Origin of the sequence: Pseudarthrobacter sp. NS4, assembly GCF_024758005.1 — a bacterium.
GTDB lineage: Bacteria > Actinomycetota > Actinomycetes > Actinomycetales > Micrococcaceae > Arthrobacter.
Genome location: NZ_CP103288.1, coordinates 910,261 through 931,065, shown reverse-complemented (window position 1 = coordinate 931,065; position 20,805 = coordinate 910,261). Strand labels below are relative to the sequence as shown.

Sequence of the window (20,805 nt, the reverse complement as noted above, 5' to 3'; positions counted from 1 at the left end):
AGCCTAGCCTCCCAGCGTGTCCAGCGCCTGCTTCAGGTCGGACCAGAGGTCTTCGACGTTTTCTACACCGACACTCAACCGGACCAGGTTTTCCGGCACGCTGACGGGTTCGGCAACATGCCGGCGCCTGCGCTCGATGAGGGACTCAACGCCACCGAGGGAGGTTGCCGGCAACCACAGCTCCACCGCCTGAACCAGTTTGTCCGCGGCTTTGGCGCCGTCCAGCCCCGCGACGGGCGCCACCTGGACGCAAACAATGGACCCGAAGCCCTTCATTTGGGTTTTCGCCCGCCCGTGCCCCGGGTCAGTCCGGAGTCCAGGGAAGCGGATGGATTCGATCCGGGGATGCGTGCTGAGCCGTTCCGCCAGGACCATTGCCGTTTGCTGTGACCGTTCCACGCGGAGCGCGAGCGTTCGCAGGCCGCGCAGTGCGAGCCAGGCTTCGAAGGGGCCTGCGATGCCGCCGTGGATGGTCCGGTGGTGGAGCAGCGCGGACCGGATGTCGGCATTGGAGGTCACCAGCGCGCCCAGGACCACATCGGAGTGGCCGGCCAGGTATTTGGTCACCGAGTGGAGGACGACGTCGGACCCCAGCGCCAGCGGTTGCTGTACCAACGGGGTGGAAAAGGTGTTGTCAGTGACCACGATGGCTCCGGCGGCATGCGCTGCGGAAGTCAGGGCCTTGACATCAGCAATTCCCAGCATGGGGTTAGTGGGGCTTTCCAGCCACAGCATGGCGGCAGGCCGGGCCCTGGCGTCCTCGGGCGCCAGCGCCGCTTTGACGGCGTTGGTGTCTGCGATGTCAACAGTCCGGAGGTCAATGAATCCCTTTTGGGCGAGCTCCGCGGCCATCACCAAAGTCCCCGAATAGCTGTGCGTCGGCATCACCAGCACGCCGCCGGCGGGAATCAGGGACAGGGCGGAACTGACCGCTGCAAGGCCGGAAGCGTAGAGGAGAGCCGGCAGTTCGGCACCCTCCAACTGGCCAAGTGCCTCTTCAAAGGGGTCCCAGGTGGGATTCGAATACCGCCCGTAGCCGCGGTCCCCCGGGTCGAGCGCGTCGGTGCCGAAGTAGGTGGAGGAGAGGACGAGGGGCGGGTTGACCGGCTGGTCCCTTTCCCGTGGCGGGCGCCCCGCCGCAACCACCACTGTCTCTGCTGAAAGGGCAGCCGCCTGTTGTTCGGAAAGACTCATGGTGAAAGCGTACTTGTGTACCGGCCAACCGCCGGAAAAGGCAGTATCCGGCGGCACGGCCCTTCCACAGGCGTCCTGCCCCAGTCGGTGAATGTCAGCAGGGGTCGGTAGGCTTGAGACGTGAGCAAACAAGGGCCCGGACTTTTCATCGCGTTTGAAGGCGGCGATGGCGCCGGCAAGTCGACCCAGGCGGCCCGCCTTGCGGAGGCTCTTGAATCCCGGGGACTGACAGTACTGCGCACCCGCGAGCCCGGAGGAACGCCTATCGGCGAGAAGCTGCGTTCCCTGGTCCTCGACCATGGCCATGGCCATATTGATGCCCATACGGAGGCCCTGATCTTTGCCGCATCCCGGGCCGCGCATGCCGCCCAGGTGATCCGGCCGGCGCTGGAGCGCGGCGAGATCGTTCTGACAGACCGCTATATCGATTCCTCTGTCGCGTACCAGGGGGCCGGGCGGGATCTGGGCGAGGACGCCGTGAGGTCCCTGAACGAGTGGGCCACTTCCGGACTGCAGCCCCACCTCACGGTCCTGCTCGACGTGGATCCGGCGATGGGGCGGCAACGCCGGACCGCCGGTAACGCCGCGGAGGACCGGCTGGAATCCGAGGCAGACGAGTTTCATGGCCGGATCAGGAAAGCCTTCCTGGAGTTGGCCGGGAGGCGCTCCGATTCGTACCTTGTGCTGCCGGCACACCTGCCCATCGGCGAGCTGGCTGCGACGATCCTCGCGCGGGTGGATGCCCTGCTGGCCGCTCTTGCGGTGGACTCCGTCGGCGCGGTTCCTTCCGCGGCTGCCGACGGCGGCGGTAACCCATGACCGTCTGGGATGACCTGCAGGGCCAGCCCGCCGTCGTCGAACAGTTGCGCCAGGCCTCCAGCGGCGACGGGCTGACGCATGCCTGGTTGTTTACGGGCCCGCCAGGTTCCGGGCGCTCAAATGCGGCCAAGGCGTTTGCCGCGGCGTTGAACTGCGACCAGCAGGACGTCAGCCTGCGCGGCTGCGGACGCTGCCCGGCCTGCCTGACGATCCTCGGCGAAACACACTCCGACGTGACATTCGTCCGGACCGAAAAGGTCACCATCACCATCGACGAGGCGCGCGAACTGGTAGCTACCGCCGGGAACAGGCCTGCCGCCGGACGCTGGCGGATCATTGTGGTCGAAGACGCGGACCGCATGGCAGAGCGCACTACCAACGTGCTTCTCAAGGCAATCGAGGAGCCCACTCCCCGGACGGTATGGATGCTGTGCGCGCCCTCCCCCGCTGACGTGCTGGTCACTATCCGCTCGCGCTGCCGCAGTGTGGCGCTGCGGTTGCCGCCTGCCGCGGACGTTGCCGCACTTCTGGTGAAGCGCGACGGCGTGGACCCTGTCCTGGCGGAACGCTCCGCCCGTGCCGCGCAGAGCCACGTGGGAATCGCGCGCCGGCTGGCAAGGGATCCTGCAGCGAGGGAACGCCGGTTGGAGACTGTGAGGTTCCCGCTGGGGCTCCGGGGAGTCACCGCTGCGGTCATGATGGCAGACAAACTGGTGAAGATTGCCACCGCCGAGGCGAACAGCTCAAACGAGGAACGCGACGCTGCCGAGAAGGCCGCGCTGCTTGCCACGCTCGGCGCACCCGAGTCCGGCACCCTGCCTCCGGCCATGCGGAGCCAGCTGAAACAGCTGGAAGACGACCAGAAGCGCCGGGCAAAGCGCTCCATTACTGATTCCCTGGACCGCACCCTGACGGATCTGCTGTCCTTCTACCGTGACGTGCTGATTATCCAGCTTGGGAATGCTGTGGAGCTGGTAAACGTTGAGCTGAGGAGTGAATTGGAGGAATTCGCCAGCCGCTCCGCTCCAGAGGCCACCCTTTCCCGGATGGACGCCATCAACAAAGCCCGCGAACGCATCACCACCACCAACGTTGCACCGCTGTTGACCATTGAGTCCATGGCAGCCAGCCTGATCTAGCCCCTCCAAGGAGACCCGATGACTGCCCGCCCCCTGCCCGCGCGCCCCCGATCCCTGGTGATCGGCGGCCGTGCCGCCGGTGCCATGCTTTTGGCCATGGTGCTGGCCTCGTGCAGCCTCCTCAGTGGCGGAGACCGCAACGAGGAGACAGCCACCGCCAAGGCGGACCCCTCTATCGTGGCATCCGCCCCGGAGGGGTTGGAGCAGTTCTACTCCCAGGAAGTGGTGTGGGAGCCCTGCGAGAAGGAGTTCCAGTGTGCCAAGGTGACCGTGCCGATGGACTACGAGGATTCCGACGGCGAGACCATCCAGATTGCCGCGCTGCGGGCTCCCAGCACCGGCAAGAAAACCGGAAGCCTGCTGGTTAACCCAGGTGGCCCCGGCGCATCCGGCTACGACTTCGTCAAGGATGCGGCCGGGACGCACTTTTCGCAGTCAGTTCGCGACGCCTATGACGTCGTGGGTTTCGATCCCCGGGGCGTCAAGCGCTCTGCTCCTGTTACCTGCATGACCGATGCGGAGCGGGACGCAGCGCGGGCCAAAGTCTACGTTTACGAGACTGATGCCGGCCTGTCTGCTGTCCGGGCGGACAACAAGGCCATCGCTGAGCAGTGCGTCGAGCAGACCGGTGAAGTGCTGGCGCACATTGATACGCAGAGCGCCGCCAAGGACCTGGACATCCTTCGCGCTGTTGTCAACGATACGAAGCTGAATTACCTGGGCTACTCCTATGGGACGTTCCTGGGCTCCACGTACGCGTCCCTTTTCCCGGACAACGTGGGACGCATGGTGCTTGACGGGGCCCTCGATCCCTCGATCAGCAACGAGGAGCTGACCAGCGGCCAGGCGCGCGCGTTTGAAAAAGCCATCCGGGCCTATGTTGGCAGCTGCCAACAGCAGGACGGGTGTCCGCTGAGCGGCGACGTCGACTCCGGGGTGCAGCAGATCCGTGACCTCATCGGCGCCGTGCAGCAGACGCCACGAACAGCCAAGGACGGCAGGGTGGTCAACGCCACGATGTTTGTCAGCGGCCTCATCACCCCGCTGTACAACGACCAGAGCTGGCCGGCCCTGACCCAGGCCCTGGAAGCAGCCATGACGGGGGACGTCAGCCTGATGCTGCGCCTGGCCGACCTTGGTGCTGACCGCTCATCCAACGGCACGTACACGTCCAACTCGACGTTTGCCTTCAACGCCATCAACTGCCTGGACTACCCGATGGAGGCCGACCCGGCTGCCATGCGGGTTGAGCAGCAGCGCCTGATGCAGGAGTCGCCCACACTTGGATATTTCTTTGCCTACGGCGGCACCAGCTGCGCGGACTGGCCGTACAAGAATGTGCGGACGCCTGCACCGGTTGAATACACCGGCGAGTCTCCGATCGTGGTCATTGGCACTACGGGTGATCCCGCCACCCCCGTGGAATGGGCCACGTCCCTGCGGAAACAGCTTGGCAACGCCACCCTCATGACGTGGGAAGGCGAAGGGCACACCGCCTACGGACGTTCGAACAGCTGCATCGAGGACCCGGTGGACAGGTACCTCGTGAGCGGCGAGATACCTGCCGACAACACGGTGTGCTGATCGCGTCAACCGCCCGGACGCATCCCATTTTGACCCGGGCGCGGGGACTCTATTACAGTTGACTCTTGCATGAAGCGCCCGGTTCTTCCGGGGATTTCGTGCGGTGCTTCCTTAGCTCAGTCGGTAGAGCGTTTCACTCGTAATGAAAAGGTCATCAGTTCGATTCTGATAGGAAGCTCGGGATAAACCCCTAGAACTCAAGGGTTCTAGGGGTTTTTCGCTGGTTAAGCCACGGCCTCCATCTGAGCTGCAGTTGAGAATCAAGCAAGTTTTAACTGAATCCTGTAGCCAGTGAGTTGAAAACAAGGTCCTAAGCATGCTTATGATGTTCTTGGCCGAGTGCGAACGGCTGCCAACCAGAGGAGGAAACACCATGGGACTAGGCGACAAGATTGAGAACGCTGCTGAAAAGGCCGGCGGCAAAGGTAAGGAAGCTACAGGCGACGCCACAGGCGATGAGAGCCTGCGCGCCGAGGGTAAGACTGACCAGGCCAAAGGTGATTTGAAGCAGGCCGGCGAAAAGGTCAAGGACGCGTTCAAGAAGGACTGAACTGACTGACGGACAAGGGCGCACCCAGCGAACGGGGTGCGCCTTTTCTGTGCCTGGACAAGACCGTGGTCAGGTACTCAACGCCCGCGCTCCCGATAACCACGTAGCCGGCACTTCGGGAAACGGGTAAGCCTGCTGATGGAGCTGGGCCCTAGACTTAATCATGGACACGATCCCGGCGGTATTCCTGGTATTCGGGGCGGCTTTCGCCTGGCTGGGCCTGACGTTCTTCGTGATCCACCATTTTCGGCGCCGCCGGGGATCGTCCCTGGTAGCGACGGCTCCCCCTGCCCCTGACTCCGACGACAACCGCCGCCACAGGCCCTGGCGCCGCGTCCGGCCGCTGGCGGGGCGGGCCCCGGCACGGCGTCGGAGATTGAGCGTCAGGAAGGTCCGCGGCTAAAGGCCTCCGCCGGCTTGAGGTTGACCGTTTTGAGAAATGCCGCAATTGCGACAGCGTCCTCTTCCTGGCAATAAACCCGTCCACCCCGTATGGCTGGATCTGGACGGTCACGAGGCTGCCCGCTCCCGCCCCGGCACGCAGGAAGGTCCGGATTCTTCCCGGCACGTATCCCCTTCACCAAAAGCAGGTACTGGCTACTCGGGCGCCACCTGGACCTCAATCGTATTGTGGTAAGCGGAGCCGGCGGCGAAGGTGTACGGCTGAGACCACGTGCACCACCCCCAGCCGCCGCCGGTTCCTCCAAGTGCAAAATGTCACATCACGGCTCACGCTCGAGTCGCTCAGCGTTCAGCCGAATGCCTCCGTTAGCGTTGTCTGGTGCAAAAGCTGCCCAGACCTGAAGCGAAGCCCCCCGTCAAGGGATACATGCACCGCGCAATCCGGCCGACGAGGGTGCGGCTGGGATTTTGCTTCATGCTGGCCCTGCTCCTGGTCGTGACGGGGCGGGTGGTGGTGGTCCAGGGCTTTGACCCGGAGAGCTTCGCATCCAAGGCCGCCGACCGACGGACCCAGGTTTCCATACTCGCGTCCGAGCGGGGTGCCATCCTGGACATGCACGGAGCAGTGCTGGCCCAGAGCATCGTCCGCTACGACATCGTTGGCGCACCGAACATCAACACGCCGTTCGACACGTTTAGGCGCGTCAACGACGACGGCTCCGTCACGGAGGTCACCCGGGACGAGGGTTTGCGGGAACTGGCGGACCTCTTGGGCCAGCCGGAGGCCACCATCCGCGAACTGCTGACCGGCGATGGACTTTTCACCTACCTGGCCCGGTCCGTCGACCCGGGCCAGGAGCGGGCCATCATGAAGCTGGCGATCCCGGGGGTCGAATCCCGCCCCGTCAAGAAGCGCTCGTATCCGCAGGGCGCAGTGGCGGGTAGTATCGTCGGCTACACCAACGACGAGGGCGGCGCGGCCGGGCTCGAGCTGACTCTCAACGACACCCTCGATGGCGAGGACGGGGAGAGGACGTACCAGACCGGCGCGGACGGCATCATCATCCCCACCGCCCCGCTGACCGTCAGCCCTGCTAAAAACGGCCAGTCCGTGAAGCTCACCATCGACACTGACCTTCAGTACGCCGCCCAGGCAGCCATCGAGAGCCAAGCGGCGAAGCTCAGTGCGGAATGGGCCAACATCATCGTCATCGAAGCCAAGACCGGCAAGGTGAGGGCCATGGCCGAGACGGAATCCGTGGACCCCAACGACCCAGGAGCGACGTTGCCGGCCAACCGCGGCGCCAGGTCCATCCAGGCCGCCCTGGAACCTGGCTCTACGAACAAGGCAATCACCGCGGCCGCGGCCATCGAAGAAGGGCTCGTCACCCCAGCGTCCAGGCTGGTCGTACCGCCGGGCTACACAGTCAATGGACAGTTCTTCAAGGACTCCTTCGAACATGGAACCGAAACCCGCACCTTTGCCGGCATCATCGGATCATCGATGAACACCGGCACGGTGATGGTCGGTGAGCAGCTGACCAGGCAAGAGCGCTACGACTACCTGCGGAAGTTCGGCATCGGGGAGAAGACCGGCATCCCGCTCCCAGGTGAATCATCCGGGCTGCTGGCCGCGCCGGACTTTTGGGATGGCCGGCAGGAGTTCGCGGTGCTCTTCGGTCAGGGCGTCTCCCAGACGCCCCTGCAGACCACCATGGCCTTCCAGGCGATCGCCAACGACGGGGTGCTCCTGAAGCCTCAGCTGGTTGAGTCCTACATTGATCCCGACGGCACCGAGCGTCCTGTAAAAGCTGAACCTGGCACACGGGCCGTCAGCGAGTCCACCGCCCAACAGACCCGGGACATCCTGGAAAGCGTGGTCACCGCCGGCGGGGCCAAGGACATCAAGGTCCCTGGCTACCGGGTCGGAGGGAAGACCGGGACAGCCGAAGCCGCCGCGGATGACGCGATCGGCCTGGACGGGTACACCGCCTCATTCGTCGGCATGGCACCCATGGAAGACCCCGAATACGTCGTCATGGTCAACGTCCACCGGCCCCAGGGCAACATCTTCGGGATCTCGACCGCCCCGGTCTTCAACAACATCATGAGCAGGATACTCACCAAGTTCAGCGTCCCCCCATCCACCACTCCCCCGGTTAGCCTGCCCCAAAAGTACTAAGCGGACCCGGGCGCGGGCGGTACGTGAAGCCGCGCCAGCGCCCTACTGATGGATCCACTCAGTAGAAGGAAATGAGTTCCACAAGTTCCCCGACTCTGTCCTCCGGGTAGTTGCGGGCGATGTCCGCCTGGGTGAGGATGCCCACCAGGTCGTGGCCGTCAATGACCGGCAGCCTGCGCACCTGATGCTCTTCCATTGTCCTGATCGCTTCTTCGATGGAATCGTCCGCGCCGATCGTCACCGGCTTGCCCTGGCCAAAATCGCCGGCCTTTGCATTCCGCGGATCACCGCCTTCAGCGAAGCATTTGATCACGATGTCCCGGTCCGTGATCATCCCCTTGAGCCGGTTGTCCTCCCCGCAAATTGGCAGTGCGCCCACATCCAGGTCTTTCATCTTCCGCGCCGCTGCTTCAAGAGTTTCATTTTCACCGATGCATTCAACGCTACCGGTCATAATTTCACGTGCTGTGGTCATGGCGTTCTCCTTAGCTTTGCGCCCGAGTGGGCGTTAGAAGTTCCCCGACCTCGGGGTTTCCTATGACTTCCGCGCGTCAGGGCCCGGCTTCTTTGCCGCCTGATGCTGTGAAGTCCATGAAATTTCTGCAAGTCCGCTGTGAGCTGCCTGCCAGCAGGATTCAGCTCTTCCTGTTGCTCCTATAGGCTGTCCTCCTGCCCTCGCCGGCCGCGGTCCGCCACGCTGGGAGTACGGTTTGTTCCATGTGCTGACCGCCGCCAGCAGCGCGGAATGCTCCAGTGTAAATCCGCGAGGGGCGTCCCAACAGACCCTAATCCTCGTCCTCTTCCTCATCAGGAAGCAGGCAAGCGACACCTAAGATGGCGATCATGGAAGAAGAGGCCCTGGCAGACATCGCGAACGGGCTTTACGCCAAACCCTTGGACGACTTCGTGGCGGCCAGGACCGCCGCAGCAAAGGAGGCCGCGGGGTATGACAAAGAACTGGGCGCCGCCGTCCGGGGGCTTCCCAAGCCATCGGTCGCAGCCTGGGCTGTGAACATGCTCGCCCTGCACCAGCCTGCGGTCCTGGACGGGCTGGCTGACCTGGGCTCCCGGATGCGTGACGCGCAGGCCCAGCTCGATGCCCCCGCCCTCCGCGAGCTGGGTCGGGAGCGCCGCACCATGCTTTCCGCCGCCGTCGACACCGCCCGGTCTGTCGTCCAGCAGCAGGGCCGGGCCATCAGCGACACCATAGCCAACGACGTCGAAGAAACGCTTCGTGCCCTGACGGCCGATGAAGGAGCCGCCGCTGCTGTCCGAAGCGGCCGGCTCCTGAAGACCCTTTCGGCGGACGGAGTGAACGCCGCCGACCTTGAAGGGGCGGTGGCGGTTCCCGGGGGAATGCCGGCAGCGCCGTCCACCGCTGCACCGGCCGCTCCCCCGGTCCGGAGGCCTGTTCCGTCAACTGACAAGAAGCAACGCACGACGGCGGAACGCGCCTCCCGGCCCCCAGCAGCCAAACCGCGGCTTGAGGCAGTGCGGCAGACACCCAGGCCGGCGTCGCCGCCCGCGCTCGAAAAGGCTAAAGCCGCCCTCGCGGAAGCGCAGGCGGAAGAGGCGAGGACAAGCGGGCTGGCCCAGGAACTGCAGGAGCAGGCGGACGAGGCCCGGACCGAAATTGCCGCCCTGCTGCAGGAAACAGCGGAGCTGCGTGACCGCCTGAAGGCTGCGGAGGAACGGCTGGAACGGTCGCGTAAACGGCTGGCCTCCACCGCTGCCGAGGCGAAACAGGCGGCACGGGCAGCCGACAAAGCCGGGAGGACGGCCATGCTGGCCCAGGAACGGGTCCTCCGGTTGGGCAATATGTGAGATGTAGCCCCACAGGCAGACGACGACAACTGATCAGAGCACCAAGCCCAATGCGAAGGGGCCGATGAGTACCGTAAAGATCGTGATGAGTAGAACACCCACGACATTGAGCACGAGTCCTCCGCGGATCATCTCGCTGATCTTGACGTTTCCGGTGGCGAAGACGATGGCGTTCGGAGGAGTTCCCACTGGGAGCATAAATGCGCAGGTGGCTGCCAGTGCCGCGGGAATGAGCAGCGTCATCGGATCGATGCCGATACCGACGGCGACCCCGCCCAGGATGGGGATGAAGGTGGCGGCCGTCGCGGTGTTGCTGGTGATCTCGGTAAGGAACAGGACGATGAGGACAACCGTGGCCAGCAGTAGAATGATCGGCAGCGCTCCGAGGCCGCTGACCCGCTCACCGAACCATGCGTCCAGGCCGGTAGCCGCCACCGCTGCAGCCAGCGAGAGGCCGCCGCCGAACAGCAGGAGGACACCCCAGGGCAAGCCTTCCTCGGCGTCCTTCCAGTTGAGGGTCATATTCCCCTTCTTGTCGCCGGGGATGATAAACAGCAGAGCACCGGCCGCAATGGCAACCACGGTGTCATCAAAGAGGTCCAGGAACGGCAGCTGATCACCGAGATCACCGATGTTGGACAGCAGGCCCGGAACGATCCAGAAGAACGCGGCGCCCGCGAAGACGGCGCGCACAATTTTTTCGCCTTGGCTCATCGGCCCGAGGGCAGCGATTTCGTCATTGATCAACTGCTTGCCGCCGGGCACATCGGCCAGGTCAAAACGGAAGATCACCCGCGTGAGGAGCAACCATGCGAGCCCGATGAAAACGATAACGATAGGGACGCCGAGCATCATCCATTGGGCGAAGCCGACGGTCCTTCCGAGTTCATCGCTGATGTACCCGGCGACGATGGCGTTGGGAGGACTGCCGAGCAGGGTGCCAAGTCCGCCGATCGTGGCGGACCATGCCACGGCAAGGACCAGGGCGACGCCGAAAAGGCGCACTTCACGGTTCTCGATGAGGTCACTGACGGCCCTGCCGGACCGGAGTTCCTCACCCATGCTTTTGCCACCAGGGCTGACGGCGGCTTCTGCGCCGTGCTTGCTGTTCTCCACAACGAGGGTCAGCACGCTCAGGGCGATAGGCAGCATCATCAGCGTGGTGGCCGTGTTGGACACCCACATTGAAAGGAATGCGGTGGAGATCATCATGCCCAGGATGATCTGGCGAGGATGGGTGCCCACCCTTCGCAGGGTCAACAGCGCGATCCTGCGGTGCAGATTCCACTTCTGCATGGCAATCGCGATCAGGAAGCCGCCGAGGAACAGGAAGACGATCGGATTCGCGTATGGGGCGGTGGTTTCGGCAATGGTACGTTCCGTCAGCAGGGGCATGAGGGCGATCGGCAGCAACGACGTCACCGACAGGGGTATCGCCTCAGTCATCCACCAGACCGCCATAAGGGTACCCACGGCCGCCACCACGCGGGCGTCGTTGGAAAGGCCGGAGTCACTGAGAAGGAAGTAGACGATGATGGCGAGTGCCACTCCGAGTCCGCGGACAAGCCAAGTACGGCTTGTCTTGCGGGGAGGCCGGCCTTCGCCGGGTTCCTCATCAAACTCACCTTGCTCGGGAATTACTCTCCTGGACTGTTCGCTCATTTCCGGCCTCCGCACGCCGTTGTCTGAGTAGGTGGCAACAAGCTAGCAGGAGGGCCAGCGGGACAACAACCCCCTGGCGGTGCTGAAAGGCCAGTTCCCTGATGCCGTCCGGCATCCGATTCAGCCACAGCAACAACACGCGGGGCTGATTCCGGGAAATGTCAGACCCCGGTTGCACACTGGATTTATGGAAAACCAAACCGTACAGGAATTTCACGTCACCTACTTCGACGCCGATTGCGGCCGGTCCCGTGCTGAAACTTTCGACACCATGGCAGAGGCGCAGCGGTTCGCCAACAGGCACTGCTCCGGCGAGGACAGCTGGGCAGTTATCGACGCTGTCACCGTTGAGCAGGTCCAGATCGCTGCCTGATCCATCCGCAGGTACGGCTTAAAGCAGAAACCCGCACTGCCTCGAAAAAGCCAGGGAGTGCGGGTCCGTATCGCTTAGCGGAATGCCATCGCTTAGGCGAAGTCGGAAACGGCGGGGTCCGGTCCAATCCGGCCTTCGCCGCGGGCGGTGCGGTCCAGGGCGTTGATGGCTTCGACGTCCTCAGCGTCCAGGGATACCTCAAGCGCGGCGAAGTTTTCCCGGATCCGTGACTCGGTGACAGACTTGGGGATCACCACGTTGCCGATGGCCAGGTGCCAGGCGATAACCACCTGGGCCGGAGTTGCCTGGTGCTTCGCGGCGATGGCCGCCACCGTCGCATCCCCAAGAAGCTCCCCGCCCTGCCCCAGCGGTGACCAGGCCTGGGTGAGGATGCCCTTCGAAGCTCCAAATTCGCGCAGCTCACGCTGGCTGAAATAGGGGTGGAGCTCAATCTGGTGGATGGCGGGAACCACGCCCGTTTCATCGATCAGCCGCTGCAGGCCCTCCGCTGTGAAGTTCGAAACACCAATGGACTTGACCCGCCCGCGCTTCTGAAGCTCGATCAGCGCCTTCCAGGTGTCCACGTACTTGTCCTGCTTGGGCTGCATCCAGTGGATCAGGTACAGGTCCAGGGTCTCCAGGCCGAGCCGGTCCATCGATTCCTCGAACGCAGTCAATGTGGGCTCGTACCCCTGGTCCGCGTTCCACAGTTTGGTGGTGATGAAGATCTGCTCAGGCGAAAGGCCGGAACCGGCAATCGCGCGGCCGACGCCGGCTTCGTTGCCGTAGATCTTTGCGGTATCGATGTGGCGGAAGCCCGCTTCGAAAGCCTGGCGGACTACCTTCTCAGCCACTCCGTCCTCAACCTGCCACACGCCATAGCCGAGCTGGGGGATGGTGTTTCCGTCATTGAAAGTCAGCGTAGGTGAAAGAGTCATGGGTTTATCCTGCCAAACGATCAGCGGTGCCCAGAGGATTCCAGGCCGGGCTAAGCCACACGCTTAACGGGGAATATCCTGGCTGGTTGCCTAGGAGGCGGACTCGTGAAGACGCTTCTCGGCGTCGGACACCTGCTGGAAGACCGCCTCGGCGCGGCGCCGCACGGACGCCGCACCAACGGGCACGGGTCCGACGGCGAGCCGCAGCATGGCGGCCGCTTCAGCGGTGGTGGCCAGGGAGTTCCCCGCCTTGGACAGTTCCCGGTGCACGCCTGAGAGGGCAACCGGAATATCCAGTCCCTCGCTGGGCGACCGACGCTGCGCTTCCATGCAGACAGCCCTCACCCGTTCCGACAGCGCGGCCAGTTCATTGGCAATATCCACCAGCTCCCCGTACAGCTGGTCATCCTCCACGCCTTCGAGCACCTGGTGGAAGCGGTCCAGTCCCCGATGGAAGCGGTCGTGCGCGCGGCGCCACAACCCCTTCCCCAGTTCCGCATCATCCTTGTGCCCCTGCCTGGCGGCGCTGAAAAATCCCAAGCGCAACCTACAGATACTGTCCGGGACCGTGGTCCGGGTCGTTCTGCTGCCCCGGACGGGCCGGAGCCCCGGGCCGATGGCCGGCGGGAGCACGCTGCGGCTCGCCGTTTTCGCCGATCACCACGCCAGGGGCAATCATCGTGCCTGGCGGAAGCTGGCGCAACTGAAGCTGGGCGGCTGCGTGCTCGCGGGCAGCGTGCTGGGCGGCGATGGCTGTCTGGATGCCGTGGAACAGTCCTTCGAGCCACCCCACCAGCTGGGCCTGGGCGATGCGGAGTTCGGCGTCGGAGGGGGTGGCCTCGTCGGAGAAGGGAAGGCTGATCCGGCCCAGTTCCTCCACCAGCTCCGGGGCCAGCCCATCTTCCAGTTCCTTGATGGAACGTTCATGGATCTCGGCCAACCTGCCCCGGGCCGCGTCATCCAGCGGAGCAGATTTCACCTCCTCCAGGAGTTGCCGGATCATGGTTCCGATCCGCATCACCTTGGCTGGTTCATCCACCAGGTCCTGCAGGTTGCTGCCCTTGGGCTTGCTGCCGTCCGGCTGGACAGCCTGCGCCGGGACGGGTGGTTGGCTGTCGTCGATGGGGGTGCCTTCTACCGGGAGGTCCTCAGGTGCCTGAGTGTCTTTCGGATCGCTCATGCGTTCATACTCTCACGAGCGATCCGTCCGGGGTCCACTCCATGAAGGACCTGGCCGGGTTGTCCGCTGCAGGCTCAATCAACAGCACCGGCCCTGCGGATTGGCGTCCTGCCGGTCCGTCCGCTCGCGCCAGAACTCACGCTCACTGAGCGGCGGTTCCGCGTGACCGGCTGCCCGGTGGTGTTCCAGATACCTGGCATAAGCGTCGGCTCCCATGACGCCACCCAAGTACCGTGCGAAGCCCTTGAACCCCCTGGAGAGCGCTGCAATTCCCGTGCTCATCAGTGGTGTCCTGAACGCTCGAACCGGAGCTCAGCCGGGACCTTCTCCCATTCCGCCATCAGCTTCCGCTCGGCGGGAGTGGGAATGAGGCCGGCAGGTGCGAAGACACGCGACGGGAGGGCGGGGTCCTCGTTGTCCTTGGTAGGAACGCCCGCCGTACGGTTCCGGAAGGCCCTGGCCGTGGCGATCAGCGCCGTCGTAATCACAATGATGCTCAGGACCACGAAGATCACGGAGAGCCAGCCCTGTATGGCGGTGTTGCGCACCACGGCTTCCATGGCGGTCACTGTCCTGGCGGTGCCGAACTCGGTCTTGCCCTCGGCGAGGGCCTTGCTGAAGGCCGCGTTGTTGGCGAAGTAGCCCACGGCCGGCGTCTGCGAGAAGATCTTCTGGTAGCTCGCGGTGATGGTGACCACCGCTGCGAAGGCCAGCGGCAGGGCGACAATCCACAGGTACTTGAAGGTCCGGCGCTTGGCCGCGATGGCCAGGCACACGGACAGCGCGATTGCGGCGAGCAGCTGGTTGGCGATGCCGAACAGCGGGAACAGCGTGTTGATGCCGCCCAGCGGATCGGTGACGCCCATCAGGAGCACCGCACCCCAGGCCCCGACCATGATGGCGGTGCAGAGCCAGGCGCCGGGACGCCAGGAGTGCTCCTTGAACTTGGGGACGAAGTTGCCGATCGAGTCCTGCAGCATGAACCGGGCAACGCGGGTGCCGGCGTCGACTGCCGTGAGGATGAACAGGGCCTCGAACATGATGGCGAAGTGGTACCAGAAGGCCATCATGGCGGTGCCGCCGATGAACTGCTGCATGATGTGCGCGAGGCCCACGGCCAGGGTGGGAGCACCGCCGGTGCGCGAGACGATGCTTTCCTCGCCGACGTTGGCGGCCGTTTGGGCCAGGAATTCCGGAGTGAGGTTGACGCCGGTCAGGCCCAGGCTGTTGACCCACGCCGCGGCTGTTTCGACCGTTCCGCCGGTCAGTGCCACCGGGGAGTTCATGGCGAAGTAGAGGCCCCGGTCGATGGAGATGGCGGCAACGAGGGCCATGATGGCCACGAACGACTCCATCAGCATTCCGCCGTAACCGATGAAGCGCGTCTGGCGCTCCTTCTCCACGAGCTTCGGGGTGGTGCCTGAGGCGATCAGGGCGTGGAAGCCGGAGAGGGCGCCGCAGGCGATGGTCACGAAGAGGAACGGAAACAGTGCGCCGGGGAACACGGGACCGTTGTCCCGGCTGGCGAACTCGCTGAACGCGGGCACCGAGATTTCAGGCCGGACCACGATGATGGCGAGCGCCAGCATCACGATCACGCCGATCTTCATGAACGTGGACAGGTAGTCGCGGGGTGCCAGGAGCAGCCACACGGGCAGGATCGCGGCGATGAAGCCGTAGATGATGAGGCCCCAGGCGATGGTCACCTTGTCGAGGCTGAAGATGTCCGCTCCCCACGGGGTTTCGGCCACGATGCCGCCGCCGATGATGGCCGCCATCAGCAGGACGAAGCCGATCAACGAAACTTCCATGACCTTGCCGGGCCGCAGGTAGCGGAGGTAGACGCCCATGAACAGGGCGATGGGGATTGTCAGGCTGACGGAGAAGACACCCCAGGGGCTTTCACCCAGGGCATTGACGACGACGAGGGCGAGGATGGCGACAATGATCACCATGATGAGCAGGGTGGCGATGAGGGCTGCGGTGCCGCCAATGATCCCCAGTTCCTCACGGGCCATCTGGCCCAGGGAACGTCCGCCACGGCGCATCGAGAAGAACATCACCAGGTAGTCCTGCACCGCACCGGCCAGGACGACGCCGATGATGATCCAGATGGTGCCGGGCAGGTAACCCATCTGGGCCGCGAGCACGGGGCCCACCAGGGGGCCGGCGCCGGCGATGGCGGCGAAGTGGTGGCCGAACAGGACGTTGCGGTCCGTCCGGACATAGTCCTTGCCGTCCGCCTTGTACTCTGCGGGGGTGGCCCGGCGGTCATCCGGCCGGGTGATGTACCGCTCGATCACCTTGGAGTAGAAACGGTAGCCGATCAGGTAGGTGCAGACCGACGCGAACACGAACCAGATCGCATTGACGGTCTCTCCCCGGATGATGGCGAGCATGAACCACGCCACGCCGCCGAGCAGGGCGATCGCGGCCCACAGTGCGATCTTGCCCGGGGTCCACTTCTTCTCTTCGGCCTCCCGGGCTTCCTCATCCACGGCAGCAGGGGGAAGGCCCGGATCTGTGGCTACAGCACCCTCCCTCCGGGATGAACCATTCCGATGATCAGGCGCTCCGGCCATGTCTCCTCCTTGAGATGCGGTGCAGGTCTCTTTGACAAGGCACCTTACCAATCGCGTCTCCAGATGGGGATGGGTTTTATCGTCCGCCACGGGCCTATGCGATGAACGGCAGGCGAGGGGCGCCGAACGACGGAAAGGCTGCCCCGCAGCCCCTGCTCGGCGGGGCAGGCAGCCAGGTGCTAGGCCAGCAGCCCGCGCCGGGACATCGGCAGCGCTGCCCGGGTAAAGACCCATGCAAGGGCTGATCCCGTCAACGGGACCGCCAGCATCAGCGCGAGCAGGTGCAGCCAGGGAACCTCCACCGCGGTCCGCATGTCCGTAAAACCGACAATGAGCACCGCCGGAAGGGTCCCGGCCAGGCATCCGAGCACCCCGCCAAGACCGGAGGTCAGAAGTGCCTGCGAGGCTGCAAGGGCCTTCCTCAGGCGGGGGGATGCACCCACACCGGCCAGGGTCACATGGTCGTTGCGGGCATCAGCCAGCGATAGTCCGGTGGCAATACCCGCCGCGCTGAGCGTTATGAGCGCGCTGGCGGCGACGATGGACCAGGTCATCCATGGGTTGTTCTGTGAAATGCCGGGTTCCACCCAGAACCCCGTGCCGGGCTGCTTGTAGACCGCTGCTACGGCGGCGGCACCCGCGTCCGCTTCGGCGGCCGAGGGGAACCGGTCCAGTTGGACCAACAGTTCCGCGGGCGCAGGGCGCAGATCCAGCCGCTCTGCGGTCTCCGGCGAGATAACGCCGTAGTAGGGCACAGCTTCAGCAGGTTCCAGGACCATGGCGGGCAACGTGAAACTGCTGACTGTGTCGTGAACGGTGGACGGGTCCGACGCGGAGTCACTCCAGGTGCGGAGGTCCTTGGCCTGCAGCACGGTCTTGCCGTCCCGGACGAAGATGGGATTGGTCACCACCATGCCCCCTGCCTGCAGAACCGCCAAAGCCTCGGGGCCGGCTTCCCGGCCCAGTACAGCACTGATATCGTCCGCGCCTCCCACGACAACAGCCCGATGGGAGCCGGACCATTGGGCAAGCGATCCCTGGCAGCGCCAGTCGGCAGGGTCCTTGATGCGGCGCTGTGGGGTCATGGGACACTCGTTGCCCTCGGGTTTTGCCAGGGAATACTGCACGCAGTTGGAGGTTTCTGTCCTGGCCGGCGCTTCCGGGTGGGGACTTGGCCCATCACCGCAGTTACGGGGGTAGGCAGGCGCGGTGATGATCTGGGTCCATGCGACGGTACCGAGGGCGCGCTCCACGGCTGCAGAAAGCTCGGCCGGATCCACCGTGACAGGCGGTTGGGTGCTGCCGTCCGCCAGTGGGGGCTGATCCACGGCCAGCGGCAGAAAGGCCTGGTTCTCCAGCGCGTTCCACGAGTTGTTTTCCCTCATCCAGGTCTGCTGGCTCGCGGACAGCACAAGGGCGGCACTTGCGAGCGTGGCTGCGGCAAGCACCGCTGCCACTGCCGGGACGGTCCGGCCGCGGTTCCGGGCGGAGTCCCGCGCAGCCATCCTCAGGGACAGGGAGAACCGCTGCGTCCGCGAGGTCAGGAGGAGAATCAGCCATCCGGTCAGCAGCACGAGTGCCGCCACAGCCAGCACTGCTCCGCCGATCAGCAACCCGGCCACCGTAGGCAGTTGCTCCGCCTGCCGGTCCGGGTCCGTGGCCGACCGCCCCAGCAACCACCCGGCAGCAAGAAGGCACGCTGCGCTCACAAGCAGCACTGCGCCGGTGATGGTGGTCCGCTTTCCGTCGCCTGCCGGTGCCCGGCCGGATTTGAGGGCACCAAGCACGGCTTGGCGCGCAACCTGGCTGGCGGGGGCCAGGGCAGCAAGAATGCACGCAGCCAGTCCCATCAGCATGGCAACCGTGGTCAGCAGCATATCGGGATGCACTCCAGCCAGGCGTGCGGAGCCCGTGGAACGGACCCAAAGGACAACCACCGCTGCGCTGGCCAGCCCCACGCCCGCCCCTGCTGCAACCGCAATGCTGCCGAGCCAGAGCCCTCCCGCAGTGACAACGGAACGGACCGTGGGTATGTCTGCCCCCGAGGCCGCCAGCAGTGCCAATTCCCTCACCTGCCGCTTGGCGCCCACCGCGAAGGCCGCGCCGGCGAGCAGGCCCACTTCCAGGAGCGCAAGGGCTCCAAGGAGACCGAAGGTGGCGTAGAGGGTCGTCGTTTCCGAGGACTGATAGCTGGGCTGTGCACCATTGGCCACCCGCTGGTCCCTGGGCGGAGGATTGAGCACCACGCTGCGGGAGAGCACTGCAACGCCCCGGCTGTTGGCCTCCCTGATCTGGTGCCACGTCACCGGTTCCTGTCCGACGACGTAATAGGACATCGAATGCGAACGTTCGTCGGCCAGGGCATCTGCCGGCCCCTGCCCGGGTCGAAGGTACAGGAAGCTGTTGTTGTCAGATGCGTCGGCGTCGCGGATGGTGCCGACGGGGACAAAGGTCCCGGCCGACGTCGTAAATTGGGCGCCAAACTCGAGGCTGAAGCGCGCCAGCAGCCCGGGAGACACCACAACTTCGTTCTCCGACTCCGGGGCCCGGCCGTCAAGGAGTGTGAATTTGCCGGCGAAGGCAGGGTGGAGCGCGTCCACCTCCCGGCCCTGAAGCGACACCAGTGCCTCCCCCACTGCGGTGGTCAGCTGAAGGTGCCGTTGGGGCAGCACCTCATAGCCACCGGGGACGAGATCACGCGGATCGCTTCCCTCGAAGTCCGGATCATGGTTCCCCGTGCTGGAGACCACCATGGTGTCGTTCAGCGGGTCCTGGAGGGACTCACCGTTGGGAACGGGCAGGACGCTGAACCTTGCCTGCGTGTTGCCGAGCTCGTAGCGGACGATTTCCTCAGGCGTCCGCTGCGAGCTTTGGTACAGGGTGGCGGCTCCCGTCATCCCGGCCACCGGCAGCATGATCAGGAGCACTATCAGGAGCGAGCGCCCACGGTGCCGTCGGATATCCCGCCGGGCCATGCGGAGGGCAACCCGGAGACTGCTCCGGCGCCCTCCCGGGGCCGGAGTGAGGTCCAGCGGCATCAGAGGCCGGCCTGCGAGAGCAGCATGGCCGGATCGTGCATGGCGGTGGCCTGGTCCACGATCCGGCCGTCGCGGAGGAACACAACCCGGTCTGCCCAGGCAGCGTGGCGGGCCTCGTGGGTGACCAGCATGACGGCGGCGCCCGCGTCAGCCCGGGACCGCAGCACCTCCATGACTCCCTGGCCGGTGGTCGAGTCCAGTGCACCCGTCGGCTCGTCAGCCAGGATCAGGCGCCGCTGCCCCACCACCGCCCGTGCGATGGCCACCCGCTGCTGCTGGCCACCGGACATCTGGTCCATGAAGCGGTCCGCGAGTTCCGGAATTCCCACCTGCCGGAGGGCGTCCGTTGCCTGCCGGCGGGCCTTCTTCGATGCTGTGCCGTCCAGTTCGAGGGGCAGCGCGACGTTTTCGGCGGCGGTCAGGGTGGGAACCAGGTTGAAGTCCTGGAAAACGTAGCCCACGGCACGTCGCCGCAGCCGTGCCAGCTCATTCAATCCCAAGCCGGCGAGGGGAGTCGACTCCACAAACACAGCGCCCGACGTCGGCCTGTCCAGTCCCCCGGCCAGCGCCAGGAGTGATGACTTTCCGGAGCCTGACGGTCCCATCACCGCGACAAACTCGCCCGCACTGATGGCAAGGTCCACGTCCCGAAGCGCCGCGACCGCCGTCGCGCCTTCACCGAATGTCCTGCTGACCTTGGCAAGTTCCAGGACCTGTTGCGGCCCCCGGACGCTCACCGGCGGATGTCCGCGTTGAGCGGGACGGCGTCTTCCGTGACCCCGTTGGACGATTTGCGTGCCGCACCGGCCGACACCGCCTGCTGGACCATCCTGGCCTCGCACAGGTCGAGCCAGCGGACCTCTGCTTCCGTCTGGAAAATCAAGGAGTCCAGGACCAGCAGCCAGGCGGTATCGCCACTGCGCTGGCTGGCGGCGGCGTCCCTGCGGGCTTTCGTGTAATCCTGCAGGGCCCGGATGGAAGCCACCCGCTGGGCCTGGATGATGGCCTGGACATCAACGCCCGGAAGGGTGACGGCGAGCGCCAGCTTGATGGCGAGCTCATTCCGGGGCGGGTTGTTGCGCTCTACCGGCGCGGCGAACCAGCCCTGCACCTCCGCCTTGCCCGCGGCGGTGATGCTGTAGACCACATGACCATCGCCGTCATCGCCTTCCTTGGCAACCAGGCCGTCCCGCTCCAGCCTGTCCAGGGTGGTGTAGACCTGCCCGATATTGAGGGGCCAAGTGGCACCGGTCCGGTTCTCGAACTCGACCCGCAACTGGTAGCCGTAACGCGGCTGGTCCTGCAGCAGGGCGAGGAGGCTGTGGCGGATGGACATGC

The 20,805-nt window shown here is 65.0% G+C and carries 19 protein-coding genes and 1 tRNA gene; 9 read left to right on the top strand and 11 right to left on the bottom strand.

From position 1 onward, the window contains the following. Window positions 1-3: 3 nt before the first annotated feature. Window positions 4-1,194, bottom strand: a complete 1,191-nt coding sequence (locus tag NXY83_RS04460) for a trans-sulfuration enzyme family protein (protein WP_258804885.1) — start codon at window positions 1,192-1,194, stop codon at window positions 4-6. A 120-nt stretch (window positions 1,195-1,314) separates the two neighbouring features. On the opposite strand from NXY83_RS04460, the gene tmk reads away from it, so the two are divergent. The 7 genes from tmk (at window position 1,315) to NXY83_RS04425 (ending at window position 7,870) form a co-directional block, all read left to right on the top strand. After that, complete coding sequence (gene tmk, locus NXY83_RS04455) at window positions 1,315-2,013, top strand: dTMP kinase (protein WP_258804884.1); 699 nt, start codon at window positions 1,315-1,317, stop codon at window positions 2,011-2,013. After that, window positions 2,010-3,152 carry a DNA polymerase III subunit delta' gene (locus NXY83_RS04450; protein WP_258804883.1) on the top strand — a complete coding sequence of 381 codons (1,143 nt, stop codon included), beginning with the start codon at window positions 2,010-2,012 and terminating at the stop codon, window positions 3,150-3,152. The genes tmk and NXY83_RS04450 overlap by 4 nt, the downstream gene beginning before the upstream one ends. 18 nt (window positions 3,153-3,170) lie before the next feature. Then, entirely contained in the window at window positions 3,171-4,736 is a 1,566-nt protein-coding gene (locus NXY83_RS04445; RefSeq protein ID WP_258804882.1) for an alpha/beta hydrolase, read from the top strand. A gap of 105 nt (window positions 4,737-4,841) precedes the next feature. Further along, window positions 4,842-4,914, top strand: a tRNA-Thr gene (locus NXY83_RS04440). Between the two features lie 195 nt (window positions 4,915-5,109). Next, window positions 5,110-5,286: a CsbD family protein gene (locus NXY83_RS04435; RefSeq protein ID WP_258804881.1), complete on the top strand. Its 177-nt coding sequence runs from the start codon at window positions 5,110-5,112 to the stop codon at window positions 5,284-5,286. A gap of 163 nt (window positions 5,287-5,449) precedes the next feature. Next, on the top strand, window positions 5,450-5,689 hold the full coding sequence (locus NXY83_RS04430; RefSeq protein ID WP_258804880.1) for a hypothetical protein: 240 nt from the start codon (window positions 5,450-5,452) through the stop codon (window positions 5,687-5,689). 426 nt (window positions 5,690-6,115) lie between these two features. Beyond that, a complete protein-coding gene (locus tag NXY83_RS04425) occupies window positions 6,116-7,870 on the top strand; it encodes a peptidoglycan D,D-transpeptidase FtsI family protein (protein WP_258804879.1) in 1,755 nt (584 codons plus the stop codon). A 58-nt stretch (window positions 7,871-7,928) separates the two neighbouring features. Here the strand turns inward: NXY83_RS04425 and NXY83_RS04420 are convergent, their stop codons facing one another. Next, window positions 7,929-8,345, bottom strand: coding sequence for a CBS domain-containing protein (locus NXY83_RS04420; protein ID WP_258804878.1), 417 nt, complete (start codon window positions 8,343-8,345; stop codon window positions 7,929-7,931). Between the two features lie 368 nt (window positions 8,346-8,713). On the opposite strand from NXY83_RS04420, the gene NXY83_RS04415 reads away from it, so the two are divergent. Further along, the gene (locus tag NXY83_RS04415) at window positions 8,714-9,694 is read left to right on the top strand and encodes a hypothetical protein (protein WP_258804877.1); all 981 of its coding nucleotides are present in this window, start codon (window positions 8,714-8,716) and stop codon (window positions 9,692-9,694) included. A 33-nt stretch (window positions 9,695-9,727) separates the two neighbouring features. On the opposite strand, the gene NXY83_RS04410 is transcribed toward NXY83_RS04415, so the two are convergent. After that, window positions 9,728-11,356: an SLC13 family permease gene (locus NXY83_RS04410; RefSeq protein ID WP_258804876.1), complete on the bottom strand. Its 1,629-nt coding sequence runs from the start codon at window positions 11,354-11,356 to the stop codon at window positions 9,728-9,730. Between the two features lie 187 nt (window positions 11,357-11,543). Here NXY83_RS04410 and NXY83_RS04405 point away from each other — a divergent pair, with 187 nt between their 5' ends. Further along, window positions 11,544-11,729 carry a hypothetical protein gene (locus tag NXY83_RS04405; protein WP_258804875.1) on the top strand — a complete coding sequence of 62 codons (186 nt, stop codon included), beginning with the start codon at window positions 11,544-11,546 and terminating at the stop codon, window positions 11,727-11,729. 92 nt (window positions 11,730-11,821) lie between these two features. On the opposite strand, the gene NXY83_RS04400 is transcribed toward NXY83_RS04405, so the two are convergent. The 8 genes from NXY83_RS04400 to NXY83_RS04365 form a co-directional block, all read right to left on the bottom strand. Next, window positions 11,822-12,667, bottom strand: coding sequence for an aldo/keto reductase (locus NXY83_RS04400; protein ID WP_258804874.1), 846 nt, complete (start codon window positions 12,665-12,667; stop codon window positions 11,822-11,824). Between the two features lie 90 nt (window positions 12,668-12,757). After that, window positions 12,758-13,207 carry a hypothetical protein gene (locus tag NXY83_RS04395; protein WP_258804873.1) on the bottom strand — a complete coding sequence of 150 codons (450 nt, stop codon included), beginning with the start codon at window positions 13,205-13,207 and terminating at the stop codon, window positions 12,758-12,760. Between the two features lie 7 nt (window positions 13,208-13,214). Then, complete coding sequence (locus NXY83_RS04390) at window positions 13,215-13,847, bottom strand: bacterial proteasome activator family protein (protein WP_258804872.1); 633 nt, start codon at window positions 13,845-13,847, stop codon at window positions 13,215-13,217. A gap of 78 nt (window positions 13,848-13,925) precedes the next feature. Then, on the bottom strand, window positions 13,926-14,129 hold the full coding sequence (locus NXY83_RS04385) for a YbdD/YjiX family protein (protein WP_258804871.1): 204 nt from the start codon (window positions 14,127-14,129) through the stop codon (window positions 13,926-13,928). Beyond that, the gene (locus NXY83_RS04380; RefSeq protein ID WP_258804870.1) at window positions 14,129-16,429 is read right to left on the bottom strand and encodes a carbon starvation CstA family protein; all 2,301 of its coding nucleotides are present in this window, start codon (window positions 16,427-16,429) and stop codon (window positions 14,129-14,131) included. The genes NXY83_RS04385 and NXY83_RS04380 overlap by 1 nt, the downstream gene beginning before the upstream one ends. Window positions 16,430-16,608: 179 nt before the next feature. Next, on the bottom strand, window positions 16,609-19,467 hold the full coding sequence (locus NXY83_RS04375) for a hypothetical protein (protein WP_258804869.1): 2,859 nt from the start codon (window positions 19,465-19,467) through the stop codon (window positions 16,609-16,611). Then, window positions 19,467-20,204: an ABC transporter ATP-binding protein gene (locus tag NXY83_RS04370; RefSeq protein ID WP_258804868.1), complete on the bottom strand. Its 738-nt coding sequence runs from the start codon at window positions 20,202-20,204 to the stop codon at window positions 19,467-19,469. The genes NXY83_RS04375 and NXY83_RS04370 overlap by 1 nt, the downstream gene beginning before the upstream one ends. Continuing rightward, entirely contained in the window at window positions 20,201-20,803 is a 603-nt protein-coding gene (locus NXY83_RS04365; protein ID WP_258804867.1) for a PadR family transcriptional regulator, read from the bottom strand. Before NXY83_RS04365 ends, NXY83_RS04370 begins: the two co-directional genes overlap by 4 nt. Between the last annotated feature and the right edge of the window lie 2 nt (window positions 20,804-20,805).

Bases quoted from the DNA above. Each gene is read 5' to 3' on its own strand.
- NXY83_RS04460 (WP_258804885.1), bottom strand. From the start codon at position 1,194: ATGAGTCTTTCCGAACAACAGGCGGCTGCCCTTTCAGCAGAGACAGTG.
- NXY83_RS04450 (WP_258804883.1), top strand. From the start codon at position 2,010: ATGACCGTCTGGGATGACCTGCAGGGCCAGCCCGCCGTCGTCGAACAG.
- NXY83_RS04445 (WP_258804882.1), top strand. From the start codon at position 3,171: ATGACTGCCCGCCCCCTGCCCGCGCGCCCCCGATCCCTGGTGATCGGC.
- NXY83_RS04435 (WP_258804881.1), top strand. From the start codon at position 5,110: ATGGGACTAGGCGACAAGATTGAGAACGCTGCTGAAAAGGCCGGCGGC.
- NXY83_RS04430 (WP_258804880.1), top strand. From the start codon at position 5,450: ATGGACACGATCCCGGCGGTATTCCTGGTATTCGGGGCGGCTTTCGCC.
- NXY83_RS04425 (WP_258804879.1), top strand. From the start codon at position 6,116: ATGCACCGCGCAATCCGGCCGACGAGGGTGCGGCTGGGATTTTGCTTC.
- NXY83_RS04420 (WP_258804878.1), bottom strand. From the start codon at position 8,345: ATGACCACAGCACGTGAAATTATGACCGGTAGCGTTGAATGCATCGGT.
- NXY83_RS04415 (WP_258804877.1), top strand. From the start codon at position 8,714: ATGGAAGAAGAGGCCCTGGCAGACATCGCGAACGGGCTTTACGCCAAA.
- NXY83_RS04410 (WP_258804876.1), bottom strand. From the start codon at position 11,356: ATGAGCGAACAGTCCAGGAGAGTAATTCCCGAGCAAGGTGAGTTTGAT.
- NXY83_RS04405 (WP_258804875.1), top strand. From the start codon at position 11,544: ATGGAAAACCAAACCGTACAGGAATTTCACGTCACCTACTTCGACGCC.
- NXY83_RS04400 (WP_258804874.1), bottom strand. From the start codon at position 12,667: ATGACTCTTTCACCTACGCTGACTTTCAATGACGGAAACACCATCCCC.
- NXY83_RS04390 (WP_258804872.1), bottom strand. From the start codon at position 13,847: ATGAGCGATCCGAAAGACACTCAGGCACCTGAGGACCTCCCGGTAGAA.
- NXY83_RS04385 (WP_258804871.1), bottom strand. From the start codon at position 14,129: ATGAGCACGGGAATTGCAGCGCTCTCCAGGGGGTTCAAGGGCTTCGCA.
- NXY83_RS04380 (WP_258804870.1), bottom strand. From the start codon at position 16,429: ATGGCCGGAGCGCCTGATCATCGGAATGGTTCATCCCGGAGGGAGGGT.
- NXY83_RS04375 (WP_258804869.1), bottom strand. From the start codon at position 19,467: ATGCCGCTGGACCTCACTCCGGCCCCGGGAGGGCGCCGGAGCAGTCTC.
- NXY83_RS04365 (WP_258804867.1), bottom strand. From the start codon at position 20,803: ATGTCCATCCGCCACAGCCTCCTCGCCCTGCTGCAGGACCAGCCGCGT.